The sequence below is a fragment of the Sphingobium sp. B2 genome, assembly GCF_007693735.1.
GTDB classification, from domain to species: domain Bacteria; phylum Pseudomonadota; class Alphaproteobacteria; order Sphingomonadales; family Sphingomonadaceae; genus Sphingobium; species Sphingobium xenophagum.
The window spans coordinates 2053261-2074593 of record NZ_VDBZ01000001.1 but is presented as its reverse complement, the minus strand read 5'-3'; the positions used below and the strand labels follow the sequence as shown (position 1 = coordinate 2074593).

Annotated in this window: 20 protein-coding genes and 1 riboswitch; of the genes, 16 read left to right on the top strand and 4 right to left on the bottom strand. The window is 64.6% G+C overall.

Annotated elements, in window-relative coordinates:
- Window positions 1-116: 116 nt before the first annotated feature.
- The 16 genes from murC to FE851_RS09900 all read left to right on the top strand — a co-directional run bounded on the left by murC (window position 117) and on the right by FE851_RS09900 (window position 17335).
- A complete protein-coding gene (murC, locus tag FE851_RS09970; protein ID WP_017184127.1) occupies window positions 117-1544 on the top strand; it encodes a UDP-N-acetylmuramate--L-alanine ligase in 1428 nt (475 codons plus the stop codon).
- Window positions 1544-1741 (top strand): hypothetical protein, encoded by a 198-nt coding sequence (locus FE851_RS09965; protein ID WP_017184128.1) that lies wholly within the window; start codon window positions 1544-1546, stop codon window positions 1739-1741. The genes murC and FE851_RS09965 overlap by 1 nt, the downstream gene beginning before the upstream one ends.
- Window positions 1723-2673, top strand: coding sequence for a UDP-N-acetylmuramate dehydrogenase (murB, locus tag FE851_RS09960; RefSeq protein ID WP_145202063.1), 951 nt, complete (start codon window positions 1723-1725; stop codon window positions 2671-2673). Before FE851_RS09965 ends, murB begins: the two co-directional genes overlap by 19 nt.
- Before the next feature lie 142 nt (window positions 2674-2815).
- Complete coding sequence (locus FE851_RS09955; protein ID WP_145202060.1) at window positions 2816-3778, top strand: D-alanine--D-alanine ligase; 963 nt, start codon at window positions 2816-2818, stop codon at window positions 3776-3778.
- Window positions 3771-4715, top strand: coding sequence for a cell division protein FtsQ/DivIB (locus FE851_RS09950; protein WP_145202057.1), 945 nt, complete (start codon window positions 3771-3773; stop codon window positions 4713-4715). Before FE851_RS09955 ends, FE851_RS09950 begins: the two co-directional genes overlap by 8 nt.
- A 5-nt stretch (window positions 4716-4720) precedes the next feature.
- Complete coding sequence (gene ftsA / locus FE851_RS09945; protein ID WP_017184132.1) at window positions 4721-6007, top strand: cell division protein FtsA; 1287 nt, start codon at window positions 4721-4723, stop codon at window positions 6005-6007.
- 108 nt (window positions 6008-6115) lie between these two features.
- Entirely contained in the window at window positions 6116-7537 is a 1422-nt protein-coding gene (gene ftsZ, locus FE851_RS09940; protein ID WP_017184133.1) for a cell division protein FtsZ, read from the top strand.
- A gap of 159 nt (window positions 7538-7696) precedes the next feature.
- The gene (locus FE851_RS09935; RefSeq protein WP_145204316.1) at window positions 7697-9520 is read left to right on the top strand and encodes an SPOR domain-containing protein; all 1824 of its coding nucleotides are present in this window, start codon (window positions 7697-7699) and stop codon (window positions 9518-9520) included.
- An 11-nt stretch (window positions 9521-9531) separates the two neighbouring features.
- Entirely contained in the window at window positions 9532-10686 is a 1155-nt protein-coding gene (locus FE851_RS09930; RefSeq protein ID WP_145202054.1) for a deoxyguanosinetriphosphate triphosphohydrolase, read from the top strand.
- Between the two features lie 58 nt (window positions 10687-10744).
- Window positions 10745-10845, top strand: a riboswitch (glycine riboswitch).
- A 166-nt stretch (window positions 10846-11011) separates the two neighbouring features.
- A complete protein-coding gene (gcvT, locus tag FE851_RS09925) occupies window positions 11012-12163 on the top strand; it encodes a glycine cleavage system aminomethyltransferase GcvT (protein ID WP_145202051.1) in 1152 nt (383 codons plus the stop codon).
- 29 nt (window positions 12164-12192) lie between these two features.
- The gene (gene gcvH, locus FE851_RS09920) at window positions 12193-12564 is read left to right on the top strand and encodes a glycine cleavage system protein GcvH (RefSeq protein WP_017184137.1); all 372 of its coding nucleotides are present in this window, start codon (window positions 12193-12195) and stop codon (window positions 12562-12564) included.
- 119 nt (window positions 12565-12683) lie between these two features.
- Window positions 12684-14042 (top strand): aminomethyl-transferring glycine dehydrogenase subunit GcvPA, encoded by a 1359-nt coding sequence (gene gcvPA, locus FE851_RS09915; protein ID WP_145202048.1) that lies wholly within the window; start codon window positions 12684-12686, stop codon window positions 14040-14042.
- Entirely contained in the window at window positions 14039-14167 is a 129-nt protein-coding gene (locus FE851_RS26710) for a hypothetical protein (protein WP_261370890.1), read from the top strand. Before gcvPA ends, FE851_RS26710 begins: the two co-directional genes overlap by 4 nt.
- Window positions 14164-15732, top strand: coding sequence for an aminomethyl-transferring glycine dehydrogenase subunit GcvPB (gene gcvPB / locus FE851_RS09910; protein ID WP_145202045.1), 1569 nt, complete (start codon window positions 14164-14166; stop codon window positions 15730-15732). Before FE851_RS26710 ends, gcvPB begins: the two co-directional genes overlap by 4 nt.
- On the top strand, window positions 15729-16364 hold the full coding sequence (locus tag FE851_RS09905; RefSeq protein WP_145202042.1) for a DUF938 domain-containing protein: 636 nt from the start codon (window positions 15729-15731) through the stop codon (window positions 16362-16364). Before gcvPB ends, FE851_RS09905 begins: the two co-directional genes overlap by 4 nt.
- A gap of 95 nt (window positions 16365-16459) precedes the next feature.
- Entirely contained in the window at window positions 16460-17335 is an 876-nt protein-coding gene (locus tag FE851_RS09900) for a hypothetical protein (protein WP_145202039.1), read from the top strand.
- Here FE851_RS09900 and FE851_RS09895 read toward each other — a convergent pair.
- From FE851_RS09895 to FE851_RS09880, 4 genes are all read right to left on the bottom strand, one after another.
- Window positions 17292-19283 carry an ATP-binding protein gene (locus tag FE851_RS09895; RefSeq protein WP_145202036.1) on the bottom strand — a complete coding sequence of 664 codons (1992 nt, stop codon included), beginning with the start codon at window positions 19281-19283 and terminating at the stop codon, window positions 17292-17294. The genes FE851_RS09900 and FE851_RS09895 overlap by 44 nt on opposite strands.
- A gap of 61 nt (window positions 19284-19344) precedes the next feature.
- Entirely contained in the window at window positions 19345-20571 is a 1227-nt protein-coding gene (gene spt, locus FE851_RS09890) for a serine palmitoyltransferase (protein WP_019051506.1), read from the bottom strand.
- Between the two features lie 111 nt (window positions 20572-20682).
- Window positions 20683-20928, bottom strand: a complete 246-nt coding sequence (locus tag FE851_RS09885; protein WP_017184144.1) for an acyl carrier protein — start codon at window positions 20926-20928, stop codon at window positions 20683-20685.
- 119 nt (window positions 20929-21047) lie between these two features.
- Window positions 21048-21326 (bottom strand): ETC complex I subunit, encoded by a 279-nt coding sequence (locus tag FE851_RS09880; protein ID WP_017184145.1) that lies wholly within the window; start codon window positions 21324-21326, stop codon window positions 21048-21050.
- Window positions 21327-21333 lie beyond the last annotated feature (7 nt).

Sequence of the window (21333 nt, the reverse complement as noted above, 5' to 3'; positions counted from 1 at the left end):
AATGGTGGAGGGGTGTTGTCCCATCGAGAGGGTGATACCCCTCCGTCTGACCTTCGGCCAGCCACCTCCCCTTGCAGGGGAGGATCTATTATAATGAATTACAAGGAATCTCGCTCATGAAGGGTGTCGGCACGGACATCGGCACGATCCATTTCATCGGCATTGGCGGCATTGGCATGTCGGGCATTGCCGAGGTGATGCACAATCTGGGCTATGATGTGCAGGGCAGCGACGTGGCCGAAGGCTATGTGGTCGAAGGGCTGCGGGCCAAGGGCATTCGCGTGATGATCGGCCACAAGGCGGAAAATCTGGGCGATGCCGCCGTGGTGGTGACGTCCACCGCGATCAAGCGCGGCAACCCGGAGGTCGAACTGGCGCTGGAAACGCGCGTGCCGGTGATCCGCCGCGCGGAGATGCTGGCCGAACTGATGCGGCTCAAATCCACCGTTGCCGTGGCGGGGACGCATGGCAAGACCACGACGACGTCGATGGTCGCGGCGTTGCTGGACGCGGGCGGGGTGGACCCGACCGTCATCAATGGCGGCATCATCAACAGCTATGGCTCCAACGCGCGGCTGGGCAATAGCGACTGGATGGTGGTGGAGGCCGACGAGAGCGACGGCAGTTTCCTGCGGCTCGACGGCACGATTGCGGTCGTCACCAATATCGATCCCGAACATCTGGACCATTATGGCAGTTTCGACCGGGTGAAGGATGCGTTTGTCGAGTTCGTCGGCAATGTGCCTTTCTATGGCGCGGCGTTGCTGTGTCTCGACCATCCCGAAGTGCAGGCGATTTTGCCGCGCGTGCAGGACCGGCGGATCGTCACTTACGGCTTTTCCGCGCAGGCGGATATTCGTGGCGACAATGTGGTGAGTTTCCCCGGCGGCAACCGCTTCGACGTGCAGATCCGCGAACGGGACGGGTCGACGCGCAAGATCGAGGGGATCGAAATGCCGATGCCCGGTCGCCATAATGTGCTGAACGCCATGGCGGCGATCGGCGTGGCGCTGCACATGGGGATCGACGATGCGACGATCCAGACGGGTTTCGCCAAGTTCGGCGGGGTGAAGCGGCGCTTTACCAAGGTCGGCGAGATCGCCGTCGATGGCGGCGTCGCCACCGTGATCGACGATTATGGCCATCACCCGGTCGAGATCAAAGCCGTGCTGGCTGCCGCCCGCGAAGGCGCGCAGGGTCGGGTCATCGCCGTCGTCCAGCCGCATCGCTTCACCCGGCTGCGCGACCTGATGGATGATTTCCAGCAGGCGTTCAACGATGCCGACATCGTCTATGCCGCGCCCGTCTATACCGCTGGCGAACAGCCGATCGAGGGTGTGGACAGCGCGGCGCTGGTCGCGGGGCTGAAGCGGCGGGGGCATCGCAATGCTTCCACCATCGCGGACGCCGATGCGCTGGCGACGGCGCTGGCCGCCGACATTCAGGCAGATGATATGGTCATCTGCCTGGGTGCTGGCGACATCACCAAATGGGCGGCGGGGCTGGCCGCTGCCGTTTCCGCCAAGGTCAAGGAGTCGGCCTGATGTTCGAACTGTTCGCGGTTGGACTGGAAATGCAGAAGCGCATGATCGACGTCCAGATGCAGGGCGTGGAGGCCGCACGCGACATGGTGCAGGCGGCGCAGGAAAATGCCAAGGCAGGCATGGCCGCCAATCAGGCGGGCGAGGCGGGGCTGACGGCGATGAAAAGCTGGATGAAGTTGTGGGGCATGCGCGGTTGACGGCCACGATTGCCCTTCCGCCCGTGCGCGGCAGTTTGAAGGCGGATGCGCCGCTGGCCCCGCTCGTCTGGTTCAAGGCGGGCGGCGCGGCGCAATGGCTGTTCGAGCCGAAAGATGCCGACGACCTGTCGGATTTCCTGGCGATGCTGGACCCTGATGTGCCGGTCATGGCGCTCGGCCTTGGCTCCAACCTTATCGTCCGCGATGGCGGGGTGCCGGGCGTAGTGGTGCGGCTGGGCAAGCCGTTTGCAAAGGTCGAGCGACTGGACGAGGTGACGCTCACCTGTGGCGGCGGCGCGTCGGGTATATTGGTGTCATCGACCGCGCGGGATGCGGGCATTGCGGGGCTTGAATTTCTCCGCTCGATCCCCGGCACGGTCGGCGGTTTCGTGCGGATGAATGGCGGCGCCTACGGGCGTGAGACCCGCGATATATTGGTGGAATGCCAGGTGGTGCTGCGGTCGGGCGAGCAAGTGACGTTGCTCAACCGCGATCTTCATTACACCTATCGCCATTCGAACCTGACCGACGGCGCGATCGTGGTCAGCGCGACGTTCCGGGGCGAACCGGGCGAACCCGCCGCGATCCAGGCCGAAATGGACCGCATCGCCGCCGCGCGCGAGGAAAGCCAGCCGCTGCGCAGCAAGACCGGCGGATCGACCTTCAAGAACCCGGACGGGCACAAGGCCTGGGCTTTGGTCGACGAAGCGGGCTGTCGCGGGCTGCAACTGGGCGGCGCGCAGGTGAGCGAGAAGCATACCAATTTCCTGCTGAACACGGGCGACGCGACCAGCACCGACATCGAAGCGCTGGGCGAGGAAGTGCGGCGGCGGGTAAAGGACAAGAGCGGCGTGGAGCTGGAATGGGAAATACAGCGGGTGGGCATGTTTGCCGACGACGCCAAAGCGGGAATCGTGGGGTTGGTGAAGTGAGTGGGATTGATTTCATCCTCCCCTGCAAGGGGAGGTGGCAGCACGAAGTGCTGACGGAGGGGTGTCGCGCTATCGAGAGGGCGACACCCCTCCACCATTCGCTTCGCGAACGGTCCCCCTCCCCTTGCAGGGGAGGATTTTAATGCGTGGTCCCTGGCATGTCGCCGTCCTGATGGGCGGCTGGTCGGCGGAGCGGCCTGTGTCCCTCATGAGCGGGGAGGGCGTCGCCAAGGCGCTGGAATCGCGTGGGCATCGGGTCACGCGGATCGATATGGACCGTGATGTCGCGGCGCGGTTGGCGGAAACAAAAGCCGACGTCGTGTTCAACGCGCTGCATGGCGTGCCGGGCGAGGATGGCACCGTGCAGGGGATGATGGACCTGATGGGGCTGACCTACACCCATTCGGGCCTTGCCACTTCTGTCATCGCGATCGACAAGCAACTGACCAAACAGGCGCTGGTGCCGCACGGCATCCCCATGCCCGGCGGCCATATCGTGCAGAGCGAGAGCCTGTTCGAGGGCGATCCGCTGCCGCGTCCCTATGTATTGAAGCCTGTCAATGAAGGCAGTTCGGTCGGCGTCGCCATCGTCACGGCGGAGGGCAATTATGGCAACCCCATCGCGCGCGACAGTGTGGGGCCATGGCAGGATTTCCCCGAATTGCTGGCCGAACCCTATATTCGCGGGCGTGAACTGACCACTGCCGCGCTGGGCGACGAAGCGCTGCTCGTGACGGAGTTGCGGCCCAAGAGCGGCTTTTATGATTTTGACGCCAAATATACCGATGGCATGACAGAGCATGTCTGCCCCGCCGACATTCCCGACGAGATTACGCAGGCGTGCAAGGCGCTGGCGTTGCGGTCGCACCAATTGCTGGGGTGCAAGGGGGCATCGCGGTCCGATTTCCGCTGGGACGATGAACGCGGCGTCGAGGGGCTGTTCCTGCTGGAGGTCAATACCCAGCCGGGCATGACGCCGCTGAGCCTGGTTCCCGAACAGGCGGCGAAGCTGGGCATTGACTATGCCACGCTGGTAGAGACTATTGTCGAGGAAGCACTGGCAGGTGCCCGGATGCCGGACAGGGCGGGAGCGAAACATGGCTGAAGCACGGATCAGGCGCGGGGGCACGGCGCGACTGAGCAGCGCGAAGGGCAGGGCGACCAAGGGCGGTCGCGGCCGGACGCTCAAGCGCCAGTCCTCACTCGACCGACTGATCGAGGCTCTGCCGGTCAGCGAAGCCACGCTGCAACGCATGGCCAGTTGGACGATCGTGGGCATTTTCGCCGCGATCCTGATCGGGTTTGCGATTTTCTTCGGCCTGCCCGCCATGATGCAGCAACAGGCCGCGCTGATCGCGGCGCGCGCCGGTTTCGAGGTCGACAAGGTCGAGGTGCGCGGCGTCGAGCGAATGGACGAGTTGCCGGTCTATAATATCGCGCTGGGGCAGGTGGATCGTTCGATGCTCTCGCTCGATCTGCCCAAGGTTCGCGCCGACATGCTGAAACTGGGCTGGGTCAAGGATGCGCGCATTTCCCGCCGCCTGCCCGATACGCTGGTGGTCGACATTGTCGAACGCGATCCGGTGGCGGTGTGGCAGCATGGCGGGCAGTTGCACCTGATCGACGTGGCGGGCGTGGTGCTGCAACCCGTGTCGGCCAGCGCCATGCCGGACCTGCCGCTGGTGGTCGGCCCCAACGCCAATCGCCAGACGGCGGGGCTTAATCGGCTGATGGAAAATGCCCCGGCGCTCAAGCCGATGCTGGCGGGTGCCACCTGGGTCGGCAATCGCCGCTGGGATTTGCGCTTCCAGTCGGGCGAGACGCTGTCCTTGCCCGAAGGGGACAAGGTTTCCGCAGCCGCTCTGGTCAATTTCGCACGGATGGACGGGGTCAACCGGCTCTTGGGCCGGGGTATCGTGAAATTCGACATGCGCGATCCTGACCGGTTCGTCCTGCGCCTGCCGCAGGGCAAGGTCGAGGAACGGCCGGTCGATGCGGCCGACACCGCGGCCAGCGCCGCGCCGTTGGGCGAGGAAGGCTAAGCCCCATGGCGCAGCCCAAGGTCGAAAAGCTGATCACCGCGATCGACATCGGATCGTGGAAAGTGTCTGCGCTGATCGCGGGGCGAACCGACACAGGTGAACTGGCGATTTTGGGCACGGGCCAGCGCGAAAGCCGGGGCGTGCGGCGCGGCTTCATCGCCGACATGGAGCGCACCGAACTGGCGGTGCGCGAAACGATCGAGCAGGCCGAGCGGGTTGCTGGCACCAATATCGAGGATGTGTGGGTCAGCTTTTCGGGCGGCAGCCTGGTCAGCGACGTCGTGACGGTAGAGCGCGACATGGGCGGCTATCGCATCGAGCAGGCCGATATCGACGATTTGCTGACGACCGGGCAACAGGGCATCGACCCGGATGGTCGCGTGGTGCTGCACGCGCAACCCACCTGCTTCACCATCAATGGCAAGGTGCCGGTCAAGAAACCCGCCGGGATGCATGCGGACCTGCTGGGCGTGGATATTCATGTCGTGCTGGCCGACGGCGCGCCGCTCGCCAATCTGGACCTGTGCGTGCGTGGTGCCTATCTGAACGTCAATTCCATCGTCGCATCGCCGATCGCGACGGGCCTCGCTTGCCTGTCCGAAGAAGAACGCGATCTGGGCGTGGCGCTGGTGGAGTTGGGGGCAGGGGTGACCAATGTGTCGCTGTATGCTGGGGGGATGCTGGTGGGCCTGCATTCCATCCCCATCGGGGCGTCCGACATTACCGATGATATTGCATCGGCCTTTGGCATTCGCCGCAGCCAGGCGGAGCGGATCAAATGCTTCTATGGTTCGGCGATGCAGAACCGACGTGATTTCCGCGAAATGATCGAGATCGCAACCCCTCATGGCGATGTTGCCCTGCCGGGGCAAAGCGCCGGTCCCAATGCGGAAGGGGGCAAGATCACGCGCGCCGCGCTGGTCGGCGTCATCTGCGAACGGCTCAATCAGTTGATGTCCGAAGTGAACGCTGCGCTGGCGGGCATGGGATTCAATTCCCCCACCGGGCGGCAGGTGGTGCTGACCGGGGGCGGCGCGGAAATGAAGGGCATTGCCGACTATGCGCAGGGCGCGTTGGGCCGCGCGGTGCGGATCGGTAGGCCAAGGGGCTTGTCCGCCATGCCCGAAGCGCATAGTGGCCCGGCCTTCGCGACGCTGGCGGGGCTGGCGCTTTACGGCGCTTCCAACCCGGTTGATCTCCGCACGATGGCGCCCGCGCCGCAAACGGTGCATCGTCTGGGCGCACCCTTGTGGTGGCAGCGGATGATGCGGGCGATAAAGACGAACTATTGAACGAATTTACAGTAAGACGAAATTAACTGGTGAAATACTCCAGTTTCTGGTGTTAACATTTGATGTCGGTTGTTGCTTCCTGACGAGGAAGCTGAGGGAGCAGAATATATGAGCATTGAGATCAGCCCTCCGCATGTGGATGAACTGAAGCCGCGTATCGCGGTGATCGGTGTCGGCGGCGCGGGCGGCAATGCCATCGCGAACATGATTGCAGCCCATGTCGAGGGCGTGGACTTCATCGTGGCGAATACGGATGCGCAGGCGCTCAACGCCTCGCCAGCCGAACGCCGCATCCAGCTTGGCCCGCAAATCACCGAGGGTCTGGGCGCGGGATCGCGTCCCGAAATCGGCAAGGCGGCTGCGGAAGAAACGATCGTGTCGGTCGAGCAGGCGCTGGAGGGCGCGCATATGTGCTTCATCGCGGCCGGGATGGGCGGCGGGACCGGTACCGGGGCGGCCCCCGTCATCGCCAAGGCGGCGCGCGAGCGTGGCATCCTGACCGTTGGCGTCGTGACCAAGCCGTTCACGTTCGAAGGCAATCGCCGCATGAAGTCGGCGGAATCGGGCATCGACGAACTGCAAAAGCATGTCGATACGCTGATCGTCATTCCCAACCAGAATCTGTTCCTGATCGCCAATCCGAACACGACCTTCAAGGAAGCGTTCCAGATGGCGGACGAAGTGCTGCAACAGGGCGTGCGCGGCATCACCGACCTGATGGTCATGCCCGGCCTCATCAACCTCGACTTCGCCGACGTGCGTTCCGTGATGGGCGAAATGGGCAAGGCGATGATGGGCACCGGCGAAGCCGAAGGCGACGGTCGTGCGCTTCAGGCGGCGGAGAAGGCGATCGCCAACCCGCTGCTCGACGGCGTGTCGATGCGCGGGGCCAAGGGTGTCATCGTCTCGATCGTCGGGGGCGAGGATATGCGCCTGATGGAAGTGGACGAAGCCGCCAACCATATTCGCGAACTGGTGGACCCGGACGCGAACATCATCTGGGGCAGCGCGTTCAACGACAATCTGAATGGCAAGATTCGCGTGTCGGTTGTCGCGACCGGCATCGACAATGATGTTGGCAATCATGCCGCGCCGCTGACTCAGCCTTTCAGCTTCGCCAGCCGCCCTGCGGTGTCGGTGCCCCAGTCGGCAGCGCCCAAGGCCGCTGCACCCGCGCCCGCGCCACAGGCGGCTCCCGCGCCAGCACCTGAACCGGAAACGCTGGAACTGGACGTCCCCGAAGCGCCGGCCCCCGCGCCGGTGGCAGCCGCCGCGCCCGCGCCGTTCGCTGCGCCGCGCCCGGTCGCTGTCTTTTCGGACGATGACCCGGCAGAGGATGAACTGGTCCTCGGCGCGGAAAGTGCAGCACCACCTCCGCCAGCAGAGCCAGCGCCGCGTGTCGCATCGGGCGGCACCCTGTTCGAGCGGATGGCGGGCCTGACGCGCGGCACGGAAAAGTCGCCTGCCGCCGACGAAGGCGCGCCGGGGATGGACATTCCGCGCTTCCTCAATCGCCAGAACAACCAGTAAGCGATCCGCTTGCCGGGGCATCTGCTCCACCAGAAGCGCGCCGTCGGTCCCACAAGGCAACCGGGCGCGCTTTTTCGTTGGCGGTCATTTCCCATTCATGGCGGCATCGGTTAAGGCACGAGTGTGAAACGCTCTCTTCCCTGGATAATTGCCGCGCTGATGCTTCCGGGCGGCGCATTCGCGCAGGTTGACCAATCGCAGCTGGTCCGTCCACCAGATGCGGCCGACCTCAACAGCTACCTTGCCCGTCTGTCCACCAATCCGCGCGATGTAGCGGCGCTGATCGGCGCGGGGGAGGCAGCCTTGGCGTTGGATGACCCGCGCGCCGCCACCGGCTTCTTTGCCCGCGCCGATGCGATCGCCAGCGGTAATGGCCGGATCAAGGCCGGGCTGGGGCGGGTGATGTTGAAGCTGCAAAATCCCGGCGAAGCGTTGCGCCTGTTCGATCAGGCGGCGCGGCTGGGCTATCCCGACGCGACGATCCTGGCTGATCGCGGGCTGGCGCGCGACATGACCGGGGATCAGGCCGGGGCACAGCGCGATTATCAGGCGGCGCTGCAACGCACGCCCGACGACGCGGAACTGATTCGCCGCTATGCATCGTCATTGGGGATAGCCGGGCAGATCGATGCGTCGGACAAGGTCATGCAGCCGCTATTCTACAAGAGCGATCGCGCGGCATGGCGATCGCGCGTATTCATATTGGCGATGAACAACCGGCAGGCTGAAGCGCAGAAGATAGCCGAGCAGACCATGCCGCCGCAGCTCGCCGCCGCGATGATGCCCTATCTGCGCAAAATGCCCTATCTGACCCCAGCGCAGAAGGCTGCTGCGATTCATTTCGGGCATTTCCCGGCGCAGGTCGGCACCACCATCGCCGCGATCGTGCCGACGCCACCGGCTCCCGGCTACAGCCAGCCGGTGGCAACCAAGGCACCACCGCCGGTCGCTGTGGCGGCCGCCCCGACCAGCCCGGCGCAGGATCGCCGCACGCGTCGTGCTGAGCAGCAGCGTCAGCGCCGCGAGGCGACGCGGCTGGCGCGGGCCGAAACGCCGCGAACGGCGACGGTTCAACCGACGCCGGCACCGACGCCCACCCCAACTCCAGCGCCCACCCCGAGTTCTGCGCCAACCCCGCAGCAGCCTGCGCCGCAAACCGTCCAACCGACACCGGCACCGGCGCCCGCACCGGCGCAGGTGCAGATGGTCCAGCAGACGCCCGGCGCACCGGCCCCGACCCAGCCTGCTCCACCACGGCAGCTTGCCGCCGCCACGCCGCAGGTACAGGGGCCGCCAGCGCCCGGTCTTGAATCGCTCGACACGCCGCGGACCGCCGCGCCTGCCGCCAGCCAGCCTACAACCACGGTACCGAATAATGCCACCGCGCTGGCCCAGGCTTCCGCACCGGCATCGACGCCCGCTGCTTCGCCTGTTGTGCAGCCCACTCCGCCCGCGCCGCCGCCTCAGCCTGATCCGCAGGCGACCCGCACCCTGGCCGACATCATCCGCGCCATCGATGTGCCGGAAGCGGAACGGCGGCCCACCGTCGCGGCCGTCGATCTGGCCGAGATTGAGAAAATGCAGGCCGCGCGCCGCGCCGAGCGTATGGCGGCTGCCGAAAAGGTGAAGAAAGCCGCCGCAGCCAAGGCCAAGGCGGAAGCCGATGCGAAGGCGAAGAAGGAGGCGGAGGAAAAGAAGCGGCTGGCCGACAATCCGTCACGCAACTGGCTTCAGATCGCGACCGGCGCGAACAAGAGCGCGCTGGCATTCACGCTGAAGGCGCTGCGCAAGAAATATGACGAACTGGCCCCGCAAAGCGCCTGGATCGCCAGTTGGGGCCGGACCAATCGTCTGGTCGTCGGTCCTTTCGCTAGCTTCACCCGCGCCAGGACGCTCGAAACCAAGCTGAAGGGCGAGGGTGCAGATGTTTTTGCCTGGCAAAGTGATGCCGGAGAGGTGGTCGAAAGGCTGAGCGGCGAGTAGAGGGGCGTCCCATGACGACCCTTGCTTCCTATGCCTGCCATCCCGCCGCCAGCCGTGGCCGCCTCCACCCCGAAGAGGGGGGCGAGGTGCGTGGCCCGCGCGACATGTTCCAGCGGGATCGGGATCGCATCATCCATTCGATCGCATTTCGCCGCCTGCGCCACAAGACGCAGGTATTTGTGTCGCCCGATGGCGATCATTTCCGCGTCCGCCTGACCCACAGTCTGGAGGTTGCGCAGATCGGGCGTACCACCGCGCGGACGCTGGGGCTGAACGAGGATCTGACCGAGGCTTTGTGCCTGGCTCACGACATTGGCCATCCGCCCTTTGGCCATGCCGGCGAGGATGCGCTGGAGGCGGCGATGGAGGCGCATGGCGGCTTTGATCATAACGCCCATACGCTGCGCACGCTGATGCTGCTGGAAAGTCCCTATCCGCGGTTCCGGGGACTCAATCTGAGCTGGGAAATGCTGGAGGGGCTGGCCAAGCATAATGGGCCGATCAGCAATCCCGGCTGGGCGATGCGCGAGCTGGACGCTTTATTCCCGCTCGACCTGACCAGCCATGCCTCGCTGGAGGCGCAACTGGCGGCGATTTCGGACGATATCGCCTATGACAATCACGACATTGACGATGGGCTGCGCGCGGGGCTGCTGGTGCTGGAGCAGTTGCTGGAGGTGCCGTTCGTGGCGCGCTGTTGGGACCGGGTGCGGACCCGCTATCCCGACGTCGCGCAGGACAGACTGCTGCGCGAACTGGTGCGCGAACAGATTGGCGTGATGGCCAATGACCTGATTGCCGCGACCCGCGCCAATATCGCAGAATCGGGGGTGCGGACGGTGGAGGATGCGCGCGCGCTGGGCCGCACGCTGGTTGCCTTCTCGCCCGAACTGGCGGCGCAAGAGCGTGATCTCAAGCGTTTCATGTATGCCAGCCTCTATCATCATCCCGAACAATTGGCCGCTGCCGACCGGGCGCGGGTGATCGTCACCGACCTGTTCGCCGCTTATCAGGCCGATCCCGCGCTGATGCCGGGCGAATGGCGCGATGAGTGCGTGACCGGCGAACCCGATCGCAGCCGCCACATCGCCGATTTCATCGCGGGGATGACCGACCGTTACGCCGAAAAGCGCCATGCCGAGATATTCGGGGCGGTGGCGGATTGACGCGCCGGTGCGTTTGACGCAATGCAAATCATGTCGTCGGCGCTGAGGATTCGGCGCCGGGCATGATGCGGGAGAGTATGGGCGGCCTTTCAGGCCAAGCCTGTCGCCGAAGGAGCAACCGCCCCGGAATCTCTCAGGCCAAAGGACCGCATCACGCGCAGACGCTCTGGAAAGCGGACGGGGGAACCTGTCCCACCGAAGGGGTAAGCCGTTTCCCGCAAAGGACGGTCAAAGCTCTCAGGTTCCCGTGACAGAGGGGGTGACGAAAAGGCGGTCCGTTGGCCGGGTCGATCGTCGCTGTGCCCTCTTACGGAAAGGTCGTTTCATGACCGCCACGGACAATATCGCCACGCTGGAAGAAAGCCTGCCGCTGCAGGCGTTACCGCTCGACGCCTGGCATCGCGCGCGCGGCGCGCGGATGGTGGGGTTTGCCGGTTATCACATGCCGATCCAATATGATGGCATCATGGCCGAACATGGCTGGACCCGCGAACATGCGGGCCTGTTCGACGTCAGCCATATGGGGCAACTGACCTTTTCGGGTGAGGGCGTGGACGAAGCGCTGGAGCTGTTGCTGCCCAGCGATGTCAAGGGATTGAAGCCCTTTCGCCAGCGCTATTCGATGTTGCTGGATCGCGATGGCGGCATATTGGATGACCTGATGGTATCGCGCCTTGGCGATGGGGCGTTCGATGACGCGGCGATCTACATGGTCGTAAACGGCGCGACCAAATATGACGATATTGGCTGGATGATCGAGCATTTGCCCGATGCCGTGACCATGAACCATATGGCCGATCAGGCGCTGCTGGCGTTGCAGGGGCCAGAAGCGGGCGAGGCGATGGCCGTGCTGGTGCCGGGGACCGCCGAGCTGACCTTCATGCAGTGCGGCGCGTTCGAGTGGAACGGGGTGCCGCTGTGGATCAGCCGGTCGGGCTATACCGGCGAGGATGGGTTCGAGATCAGCCTGCCCGCCGATGCGGCAAATGCCTTTGCCGACGCCTTGTGCGCCCTGCCGCAGGTGAAGCCAATCGGCCTTGGCGCGCGCGATTCCTTGCGGTTGGAGGCGGGGTTGCCGCTCTATGGCCATGACCTGACCCCTGCGGTCGGCACGATCGGCGCTGATCTGGGCTTTGCGATTCCAAAGCGTCGTCGTGAGGAGGGCGGTTTCATCGGCCATGGCCGGGTGATGAAGGAACTGGCGGACGGGCCGGGCGCAAAGCGCGTGGGCCTGACCATCGAGGGTCGCCTGCCCGCGCGCGAGGGCGCACAGATTTATGTCGGCGATGTGCAGGTGGGCGACGTCACCTCCGGCGGTTTCGCCCCGACCGTGGGCGCGCCGATTGCGATGGGTTGGGTCAGCCTGCCCCATAGTGCCATCGGCACTGCGCTTGAAATTGAAGTGCGCGGCAAGCGCATCGGGGCAACGGTCGCGCCCATGCCGTTCGTGCCGCACAATTATCGCCGCAAAGCCTGAATTTTTTGTCCGATAGGGGAGACAGACCCATGAGCCGCTATTTCACCGACGAACATGAATGGATCGATGTCGAGGGCGAGATCGCCACGGTCGGCATTACCGACTATGCGCAGGAGCAGTTGGGCGACATCGTGTTCGTCGAACTGCCCGCCGAAGGCACCACGTTCGACAAGGGCGACGATGCCGCCGTGGTCGAATCGGTGAAGGCCGCGTCGGACGTCTATGCGCCGATTTCCGGCGAAGTGATCGAAACTAATGGCGCGCTTGAGGACGAACCCGCGCTGGTCAACAGCGACGCGGAGGAAGATGGCTGGTTCTTCAAGCTGCGCATGACCGACCCGTCCGAGCTGGAAGGGCTGATGACCGAAGCGGCCTACAAGAAGTTTGTGGCCAGCCTTTGATATTTTAATCGCCCCTCCCCTGAAGTGGAGGGGTTGGGGTGGGGGCTTGCCTAACGCGCCGCGTCGAGCGGACAGCGCCCACCCCCGGCCCCTCCCCTGAAGGGGAGAAGGAGAAATTGATGCGCTACCTACCCCTGACCGACACTGACCGCGCGGACATGCTGTCCGTCGTCGGGGCGGCGTCGATCGACGATCTGTTCGTCGACGTGCCCGCTGAAGCCCGCCTTTCGACCAAGATCGCGGGCCTGCCCGATCATGCGAGCGAACTGGCGGTCGAACGCCATATGAGCAAGCTGGCGCGGCAAAATCTGTCGGCGGGGGAAGCGCCCTTTTTCCTGGGGGCGGGCGCCTATCGGCATCATGTCCCGGCCAGCGTCGATCATCTGATCCAGCGCGGCGAGTTTCTGACTGCCTACACGCCCTATCAGCCGGAAATCGCGCAGGGGACGTTGCAGGTATTGTTCGAGTTCCAGACGCAGGTAGCGCGCCTGCTGGGCTGCGACGTGGCGAACGCATCCATGTATGATGGGTCGACCGCCTGCTGGGAAGCGATCGGCATGGCGCGGCGGATCACCAAGCGGGGCAAGGCGATCTTGTCGTCGGGCCTGCATCCCCATTATGTGTCGGTCGCCAATACGATGGCGAAGTTCACCGGCGACCAGTTGGTGCATGACGCGCCGACCCTGAGCGCCGACCCCGATATCGACGCGCTGATCGCCGGCATCGACAAGGAGACGAGCTGCGTCGTCGTCCAATATCCCGACATTTTGGGCCGCATTGCCGACCTGACCCCGCTGGCGGACGCCGCCCATGCCGCCGGTGCGCTGCTGGTCGCGGTGGTGACCGAGCCGGTGGCGCTGGGCGCGCTGGTGCCGCCCGGCGAGATGGGCGCGGACATCGTCGTGGGCGAAGGCCAGTCGATCGGCGTCGGCCTGCAATTTGGCGGGCCGTATCTCGGCCTCTTCGCCTGCAAGCAGAAATATGTCCGCCAGATGCCGGGCCGCCTGTGTGGCGAGACGGTGGACGCAGCGGGCAAGCGCGGTTTCGTGCTGACGCTCTCCACCCGTGAACAGCATATCCGGCGCGAGAAGGCGACGTCGAATATCTGCACCAATTCAGGGCTTTGCGCGCTGGCGTTCAGTATTCACATGACCCTGCTTGGTGAGCGCGGGTTGCGTGAACTGGCGGCGCTCAATCATGGGCTGGCCTGCCAGGCGGCGGATCGTCTGGCGCAGGTGCCGGGCGTGACGCTGCTCAATGAGAGCTTCTTCAACGAATTCACGCTGGTCCTGACGAAGGATGCGCGGGACGTGGTGCGCAGCCTGGCCGACAAGGGCGTGCTGGCCGGCGTGTCGCTGGGCCGTCTGTTTCCGCAACACGCATCGGTCGGCAACGGGTTGGTCGTCGCTGTGACCGAGACGGTGACGGCGGAGGATATCGAAACGCTGGCCCAGGCGCTGGAGGAGGAACTGGCATGACGGTTTATAGCCTCAGTGCTGCCGCGAAGGCGGCAGCCCAGTCCGGCCGTTCAGCTACCCGCAAGGGCGGGACTGGGTTCCCGCCTTCGCGGGAATACGGCGCGAACAAGGAGATTGTCGCATGACCATGCTCAAGGAAGGCCGTCCCACCGCGCCCGTCACCGTCAAGGACGCGCATATGGCCCCGGCCACGGCGACGGGAAACCGCGCGCTGATGCTGGAAGAGGCGCTGATCTTCGAGATTGGATCGACCGATACCACCGGCGTCGATTTTGCGCCCGCGCCCAAGCTTGCCACCCGCCTTGGCGGACTGGCGCGTGGGGCGATCGGCTTGCCCGGCCTGTCCGAACAGGAAACGGTGCGGCATTATACGCGCCTTAGCCGCCAGAATTATGCGATCGATCTTGGCCTGTTTCCGCTCGGCAGCTGTACGATGAAGCATAATCCGCGCCTCAACGAAAAGGTCGCGCGGATGCCCGGTTTTGCCGATCTTCACCCGCTCGCTCCGCAATCGACGGTGCAGGGCGCGCTGGCGGTGATTCATGAACTGGCGGAATGGCTGGTGACGCTGACGGGGATGCATGCGGTGGCGATGTCGCCCAAGGCGGGGGCGCATGGCGAATTGTGCGGCTTGCTGGCGATCCGTTCGGCGCTGGAGGCGCGCGGTGACGCGCGCAGCGTCGTGCTGGTACCTGAAAGCGCGCATGGCACAAACCCGGCCACGGCAGCCTTTTGTGGCTATAAGGTCGAGGATATTCCGGCGACCCCGGAGGGCCGTGTCGATCTGGCGGCACTGACCGCGCGGCTGGGACCGGACGTCGCGGCGGTGATGATCACCAACCCCAATACGTGCGGCCTGTTCGAGCGGGATCTCAAGACGATTTCCGACGCGGTCCATGCGGCGGGCGCGTTCGTCTATTGCGATGGCGCGAATTTCAACGCCATCGTCGGCCGGGTCCGCCCCGGCGACCTGGGCGTCGATGCGATGCACATCAATTTGCACAAGACCTTCTCCACGCCCCATGGCGGGGGCGGTCCCGGTTCCGGCCCGGTCGTGCTGTCGGAGGCGCTTGCCCCTTATGCGCCTTTGCCCTTCGTCGAAAGGCAGGGCGATCGCTTCGTCCTGATCGAGGAGGAATCGGCCGAGGATCATCATGCCGGCACGTTCGGGCGGATGGTCGCTTTCCACGGCCAGATGGGGATGTTCACCCGCGCGCTGGCCTATATTCTGAGCCACGGCGCGGACGGCCTGCGGCAGGTGGCGGAGGATGCGGTCCTCAACGCCAATTATATCCTGCGTAGCCTGGACGACGTGCTGGACGCGCCGTTCGGCGGCAGCGGCCCCTGCATGCATGAGGCGCTGTTCAGCGACAAGGGGCTGGCCGATGGCTTTACCACGCTCGACATCGCCAAGGGGCTGATTGACGAGGGGTTCCACCCGATGACCATGTATTTCCCGCTGGTCGTCCATGGCGCGATGCTAGTCGAACCGACCGAGACGGAAAGCAAGGCGGCCCTCGACCAGTTCATCATGGCGCTGCGCAGCCTGGCGCAGCGGGCCAAGGCAGGGGATCAGGCATTGAAGGGCGCGCCCTATCATGCGCCGCGCCGTCGCCTCGACGAAACGCTGGCGGCGCGAAAGCCCGTGCTGACATGGGAAGCGCCGACGCTGGCGCAGGCGGCGGAATGACGCCCTGGGTTCCGGGTGAAGCGGGCGGCGAGGCGCAGAAGCGCCACGCCCCCGCGACGCTGCGGAACACGGACGCCATCCTGACCATCCTGCGCGATGCCTTGCCGCCATCCGGTCTGGTGCTGGAGGTGGCGAGCGGTAGCGGCGAACATATCATCCATTTCGCCGCCGCGCTGCCCGCGCTCGATTGGCAGCCAAGCGATCCCGATATGGCTGCGCTGGCCTCCATCGCGGCATGGCGGGCGGAGGCGGACCTTTCCAATCTGCATGAACCGATCCGGCTGGACGCGGCGGGAGACTGGCCGGTCGACCAAGTCGATGCGATATTGTGCATCAACATGGTGCATATCAGTCCGTGGGACGCGACGTTGGGGTTGATGCAGGGGGCAGGGCGGGTTCTGCCGCCGGGTGGGCCGCTGTATCTGTACGGACCTTATATGCGCGATGATGTGGAGACTGCGCCCAGCAACCTGGCGTTCGACGCCTCGCTCAAGGCCCGCGACCAGCGCTGGGGTCTGCGCCGGGTGGAGGATGTCGTGACCGCAGCGGAGGCGCAAGGGCTGCGCCTCGACAGGATGGTGGACATGCCGGCGAACAATCTGTCGCTGATTTTCAGGCGAGCGGCCTTCTGAAATCCGTTCGCGCTGCGCCTGTCGAAGCGCTTTACAGTCCCGCGAACAGGAACAGGCCTTCGACAAGTTCAGGCCGAACGGATAAGGGGAGCGCAATGTCCAGCCAACTCCTCCCCCTTGTCGCCGCCGAGATGCTCCAGCCCGCCGATCCGCGTGCGGCGACCATGGCCGGGGCGATCGCGGCGCAATATCCGCATGCGGCCCGCGCGGTCCTATTCTACGGCTCCTGCCTGCGGGAGGCCAATCTCGACGGGCTGATGCTGGATTTCTATCTGATCGTGTCGGACTATCGCGCCGCTTATGGCAAAAGCTGGCTGGCGCGGGCCAATGCGCTGATCCCACCCAATGTCTTTCCGTTTGAACATAATGGCTTGATCGCCAAATATGCGGTGTTGTCCGAAGCGGACTTCGCCCGGTTGTGCAGTCCTGCGGCGGATAATGTGTCGGTCTGGGCGCGCTTTGCGCAGCCGTCGCGACTATTGTGGGCGGTTGATGAGGATGCGCGGGCGCGGGCCATCGCGGCGGTGGCTCAAGCCGCACCGACCCTGTTGTCACTCGCGCTGCCCATGGCGGAAGGTCAGGATGCGCTGTCCCTGTGGAAGGCGGGCTTCACCCTGACCTATCAGGCCGAGTTGCGGGCGGAGCGCAAGGGGCGGTCGCTGTCCATCGTTGATGCGGACCCCGATCGCTACCGTCGTTTTGGTGAGGCGGCGCTGGCCGATGGCCTGCCCCCGTCGCCAGAGCAGGCCGCGCAGCGCTGGCGTGCGCTTCAGCGGCGGGGCAAGTGGCTGTCGGTCGTGCGACTGGCCAAGGCGAGCTTCACCTATGCGGGCGGGATCGATTATCTGGCATGGAAAATCAACCGCCATGCCGGGACGGCGATCGTCATCAAGCCATGGCAGCGGCGCTGGCCGCTGCTGGGCGCGGTCACTCTGCTGCCGCGACTGTTCCGTTCTGGTTCGATCCGCTGAGCGCTATGGACAGGGCATTGGCGAGCGACATCAGCGTGTAGGGTTTGCGCAGCACTTCATGGCCCGCAAAATCGGCGCTGGCGGTTGCGTCGCCCGCATAGCCGGTGACGAACAGCACCGGCAGATGGCGATATTGCTGCGGCAGGGCGCGGATCATTTCGGGCCCGGTCAGGTCCGGCATCAGCACGTCGCTCATGATCAGGCCAATATCGCCATTATTGGCCAGCAGCTTTGCGGCCTTGGACGGATGATCGCAGGCGATGGGCAGGTGCCCCAGTTCCGCCAGCGCCGCCATGGTCTGTTTCAGCACGCGCGGATCATCCTCCACCACCAGGATGCGGGTGGGCGGATGAAGCGTTGCGTCGTGCGGGGAGGATGCGGCCTCGCTGGCATCGGCTGCCGCGTCGCCGATCCGCCGGGGCAGGTAGACATGAACGCTGGTGCCCTTGCCCGGTTCGGACTCGATGCGGATTTCGCCTTCGCACTGGCGCACGAAGCCGAATATCTGGCTGAGGCCTAGACCCGTGCCCTTGCCGACCGGCTTGGTGGTGAAAAACGGCTCGAACACGCGCGCCAGTACCTCGGCGCTCATGCCGCAGCCATCATCAGTGACACTCAGCACGACATAGTCGCCCGCCTGACAATCGCCGACCTCACCCGCCGCCAGCGCGGTCTGGCTGGTGCCGATGGTCAGCCGCCCGCGCCCGTCCATGGCGTCACGCGCATTGACGCACAGGTTCAGGATCGCATTTTCCATCTGGTGCTGGTCAACGAAGATGCGCCATCCCTGCGCCCTGGGTGCGAGCGCCACGGTGATCTGGTCGCCGATGGTGCGGTCGATAAGGTCCGCCATGCCCGACACAAGCGCATCGGGATCGACTGCGCTGGGCAGCAACGGTTCGGACCGGGCAAAGGCAAGCAGACGACGCGTGAGGGCGGAGGCGCGATTGGCCCCCTCCATCGCATTGTCGAGATGACGGGATGCTTCCTGCGGCTTTAGCCGGATATTGCGCTTCGCCAGTTCCAGTCCACCGACAACAACGGCCAGCATGTTGTTGAAATCATGGGCGATACCACCGGTCAGCTGACCCACCGCGTCCATTTTGTGCATCTGGCGCAGATTTTCCTCCGCCGCCGCGCGATCGATCGATTCCTGTTGCAACCGCTCATAGGCATCGGTCAGTTCCGCCGTGCGTGCGCGCACCGCCAGGTCCAGCCGGTCGGCCCGTTCCGCCTCCGCCTCCGCCAGTCGCCGCGCGTTGCGGCGATCGCTATAGGCGACATGGGCGAACCAGGCGGCGAACAGCACACATACCAGCATCGCCAGCCCCAGCAGGCGCGAGGTCTGCCCCATCCATTCGGTACGGTCCCCCGCGAGCGCCACGGCAAGGCTGCGTTCGCGCAGGCGCAGATTTTCCGCCTCTATGACGCGGTTGAGCAGCGCGGTGATGCGTTTCAGGTCGCGCGACGTCCCCGCTTCGTGAAAGCGACCGAGGGCTGCCATCTTCTGGTCGTAGGTGGTGCGCAGGCCGATTTCGTTGAGTGTCTTGCCGCGCGCCATGAAGGCTTTTTGCAGCGCCTCCACATTGCCGCGCTGCCATCCGGTGCCGCGCGTCGCAAAGGCCAGCGCCTTCAGTTGCGCGCCGGCAGTGCGCCACTGGTCCTGAAACAGGCGGCCGGTATCGGGGTTGAGGCCGATGACATAGCGGGCCAGCGTCACTTCCGCGCGTGCGGTCTGAGCCTCGAACGCGCGGGCCAGCGCGATGATCTCGAAACTGCGCTGCTGTTCTGCCAGCGCCAGTTGATGATCGCGCGAGGCATTGCTGGCGCTATAGAGCAAAGCGCCGAGCGACCCGACCAGCAGGATGCCGAGCAGGAATGGCAGCAGGCGCCGCGCCTTAACGCGCAAGCTGCTGCCTTCATGATCCAAAGTGTCGCTGTCCGCCATCACTCGTCACACTAGCGGAACAAGCATAGCAGCGAAACAGCGCTGATCAACGGCGTGCCGGTCAGGCGATCGCGCCGGTCGCCTGACCCGCGGCCTTGAACATGCCGATAATCTGTTCGACCTGTTCGTCGCTATGATCGGCACATAGCGAGCAGCGCAGCAGGAAGGTGCCGGCCGGGGTTGCGGGCGGGCGCGCCATGTTGACGTAGAGGCCCAGTTCCAGCAGCGTTTGCCAGATCGCCACGGCCTGCGCCTGATCCGTCAGGATCACCGCGATGATCGCCGATTGGGGCGTCGTGGTGCCCAGGGTGAAGCCAAGGTCGGTCAGCCCCTGATGCAGCCGCTTGCTGTTCTTCCACAAGTGGGCGCGCTTTTCGCCCGCATGCATCAGCTTGCGGATGGAGGTCGCGGCGGTCGCGACCACGCTGGGCGGCAGCGATGCGGTGAACACATAGGGACGGCAGACCAGTCGCATGATTTCGAACTTGGGATGGTTGGAAACGCAGAAGCCGCCGACCGTGCCGACCGATTTGGAAAAGGTGCCGACGACGAAATCCACGTCTTTTTCGACGCCCTGTTCCTCATAGACGCCCCGGCCATTGGGACCGAAAAAGCCCATGCCATGCGCTTCATCGACCAGGATCATGCAATTTTGATGCTTGCGCACCGCGGCCACCATGTCGGGCAGGGGGGCAATGTCGCCCAGCATCGAATAGACGCCTTCCAGCACGACCAGCTTGAGCGCGTCGGCGGGCAGGCGGCCCAGGCGCTTGTCCAGATCCTCGACGCTGTTGTGGCGGAAGCGGACGATTTCCGCGTCGCCCAGGAAGCAGCCATCATAGATGGACGCATGGCTGTCAGCGTCCAGCACGACATAGTCGCCGCGTCCGGCCAGCGTCGAAATCATGCCCAGATTGGCCTGATAGCCGGTCGAAAAGACCATGGCGGACGATGTGCCGTAAAATTCCTTGAGCGCGTCCTCGACTTCGCGATGGCCCTGATAGGTGCCGTTGAGGACGCGGCTGCCGGTCGTGCCAGCGCCAAATTCGTCCAGCGCTTTCTTGCCCGCCGCGACCACGTCCGGGTCGAAGGTCATCCCCATATAATTATAGGTGCCCAGCAGGATGGTTTCCTTGCCCTTGATGATCGCGCGCGTGGGCGAAAGCACCTGATCCATCACGATCGAGAAAGGATCGCGCACGCCGGTGTCGAGCAGCGCCTGCCGCTCGGCGATCAGGGGATCGAATTTGGACAGCAGGTCGCGGGTTTCAGTGGCGGTGTCGGTCATATCTCTTCTGTCTTTCCCAATTCGTCATGCCGGACCTGATCCGGCATCCAGCGTTCCATGCGGAGTGCCTGGCGCACTGGACCCCGGATCAAGTCCGGGGTGACGACAAACTCAGGCGGCCTTCAGCTTCGCGACGGCATCGACCAGCTGGCCGACCGTCTCAATTTCCGCCTGCATGTTCATGGTGATCAGAATGTCGAATTCATCCTCGATCGCGGCGACAAAATCCATGACCGTCAGGCTGTCCCATTCCAGATCGCCGGCAAAGGTGGTGGTTTCGGTCAGCGCGACGCCCTTCTTGTTGAAGGGGGCGACCTGCGCGGCGACGCTGTCGAAAATTTCGGTGCGATCCGTCATCTTTTGCTTCTGTCTTTCCGTAAAGCACGGCTTTTGCCGCCTTGGCCTGCCCTATGGCAAGGGAATAAGGCGGTAATCGGGCAGCATCGCGCCCGAATTTGCACGGTGTTTTTGCGCCTTTAGCGGAAATTGTCGGCGTAGGCCTGCAATTTCAGCGTCTTGGGGGGTGTCGCTATCACGGTGTAGGGCACGCCCTGCTTTTGCGCATAGGCGATGGCGGCTTCCTGCGAGGGGAAGCTGAGCTTGAGCTGCTGTTGCGTGTCGCCGGAGCCTGCCCATCCGGTCAACGGATCGGCCTGCTTCGCTTCTGCCGGTGCATATTCCAGCACCCATTTATGGGTCAGCGCCTTGCCCGATTGCAGGGCGTTCTTCTGGATCTGGTAAATGCGCGCGCTCATCGCGAAA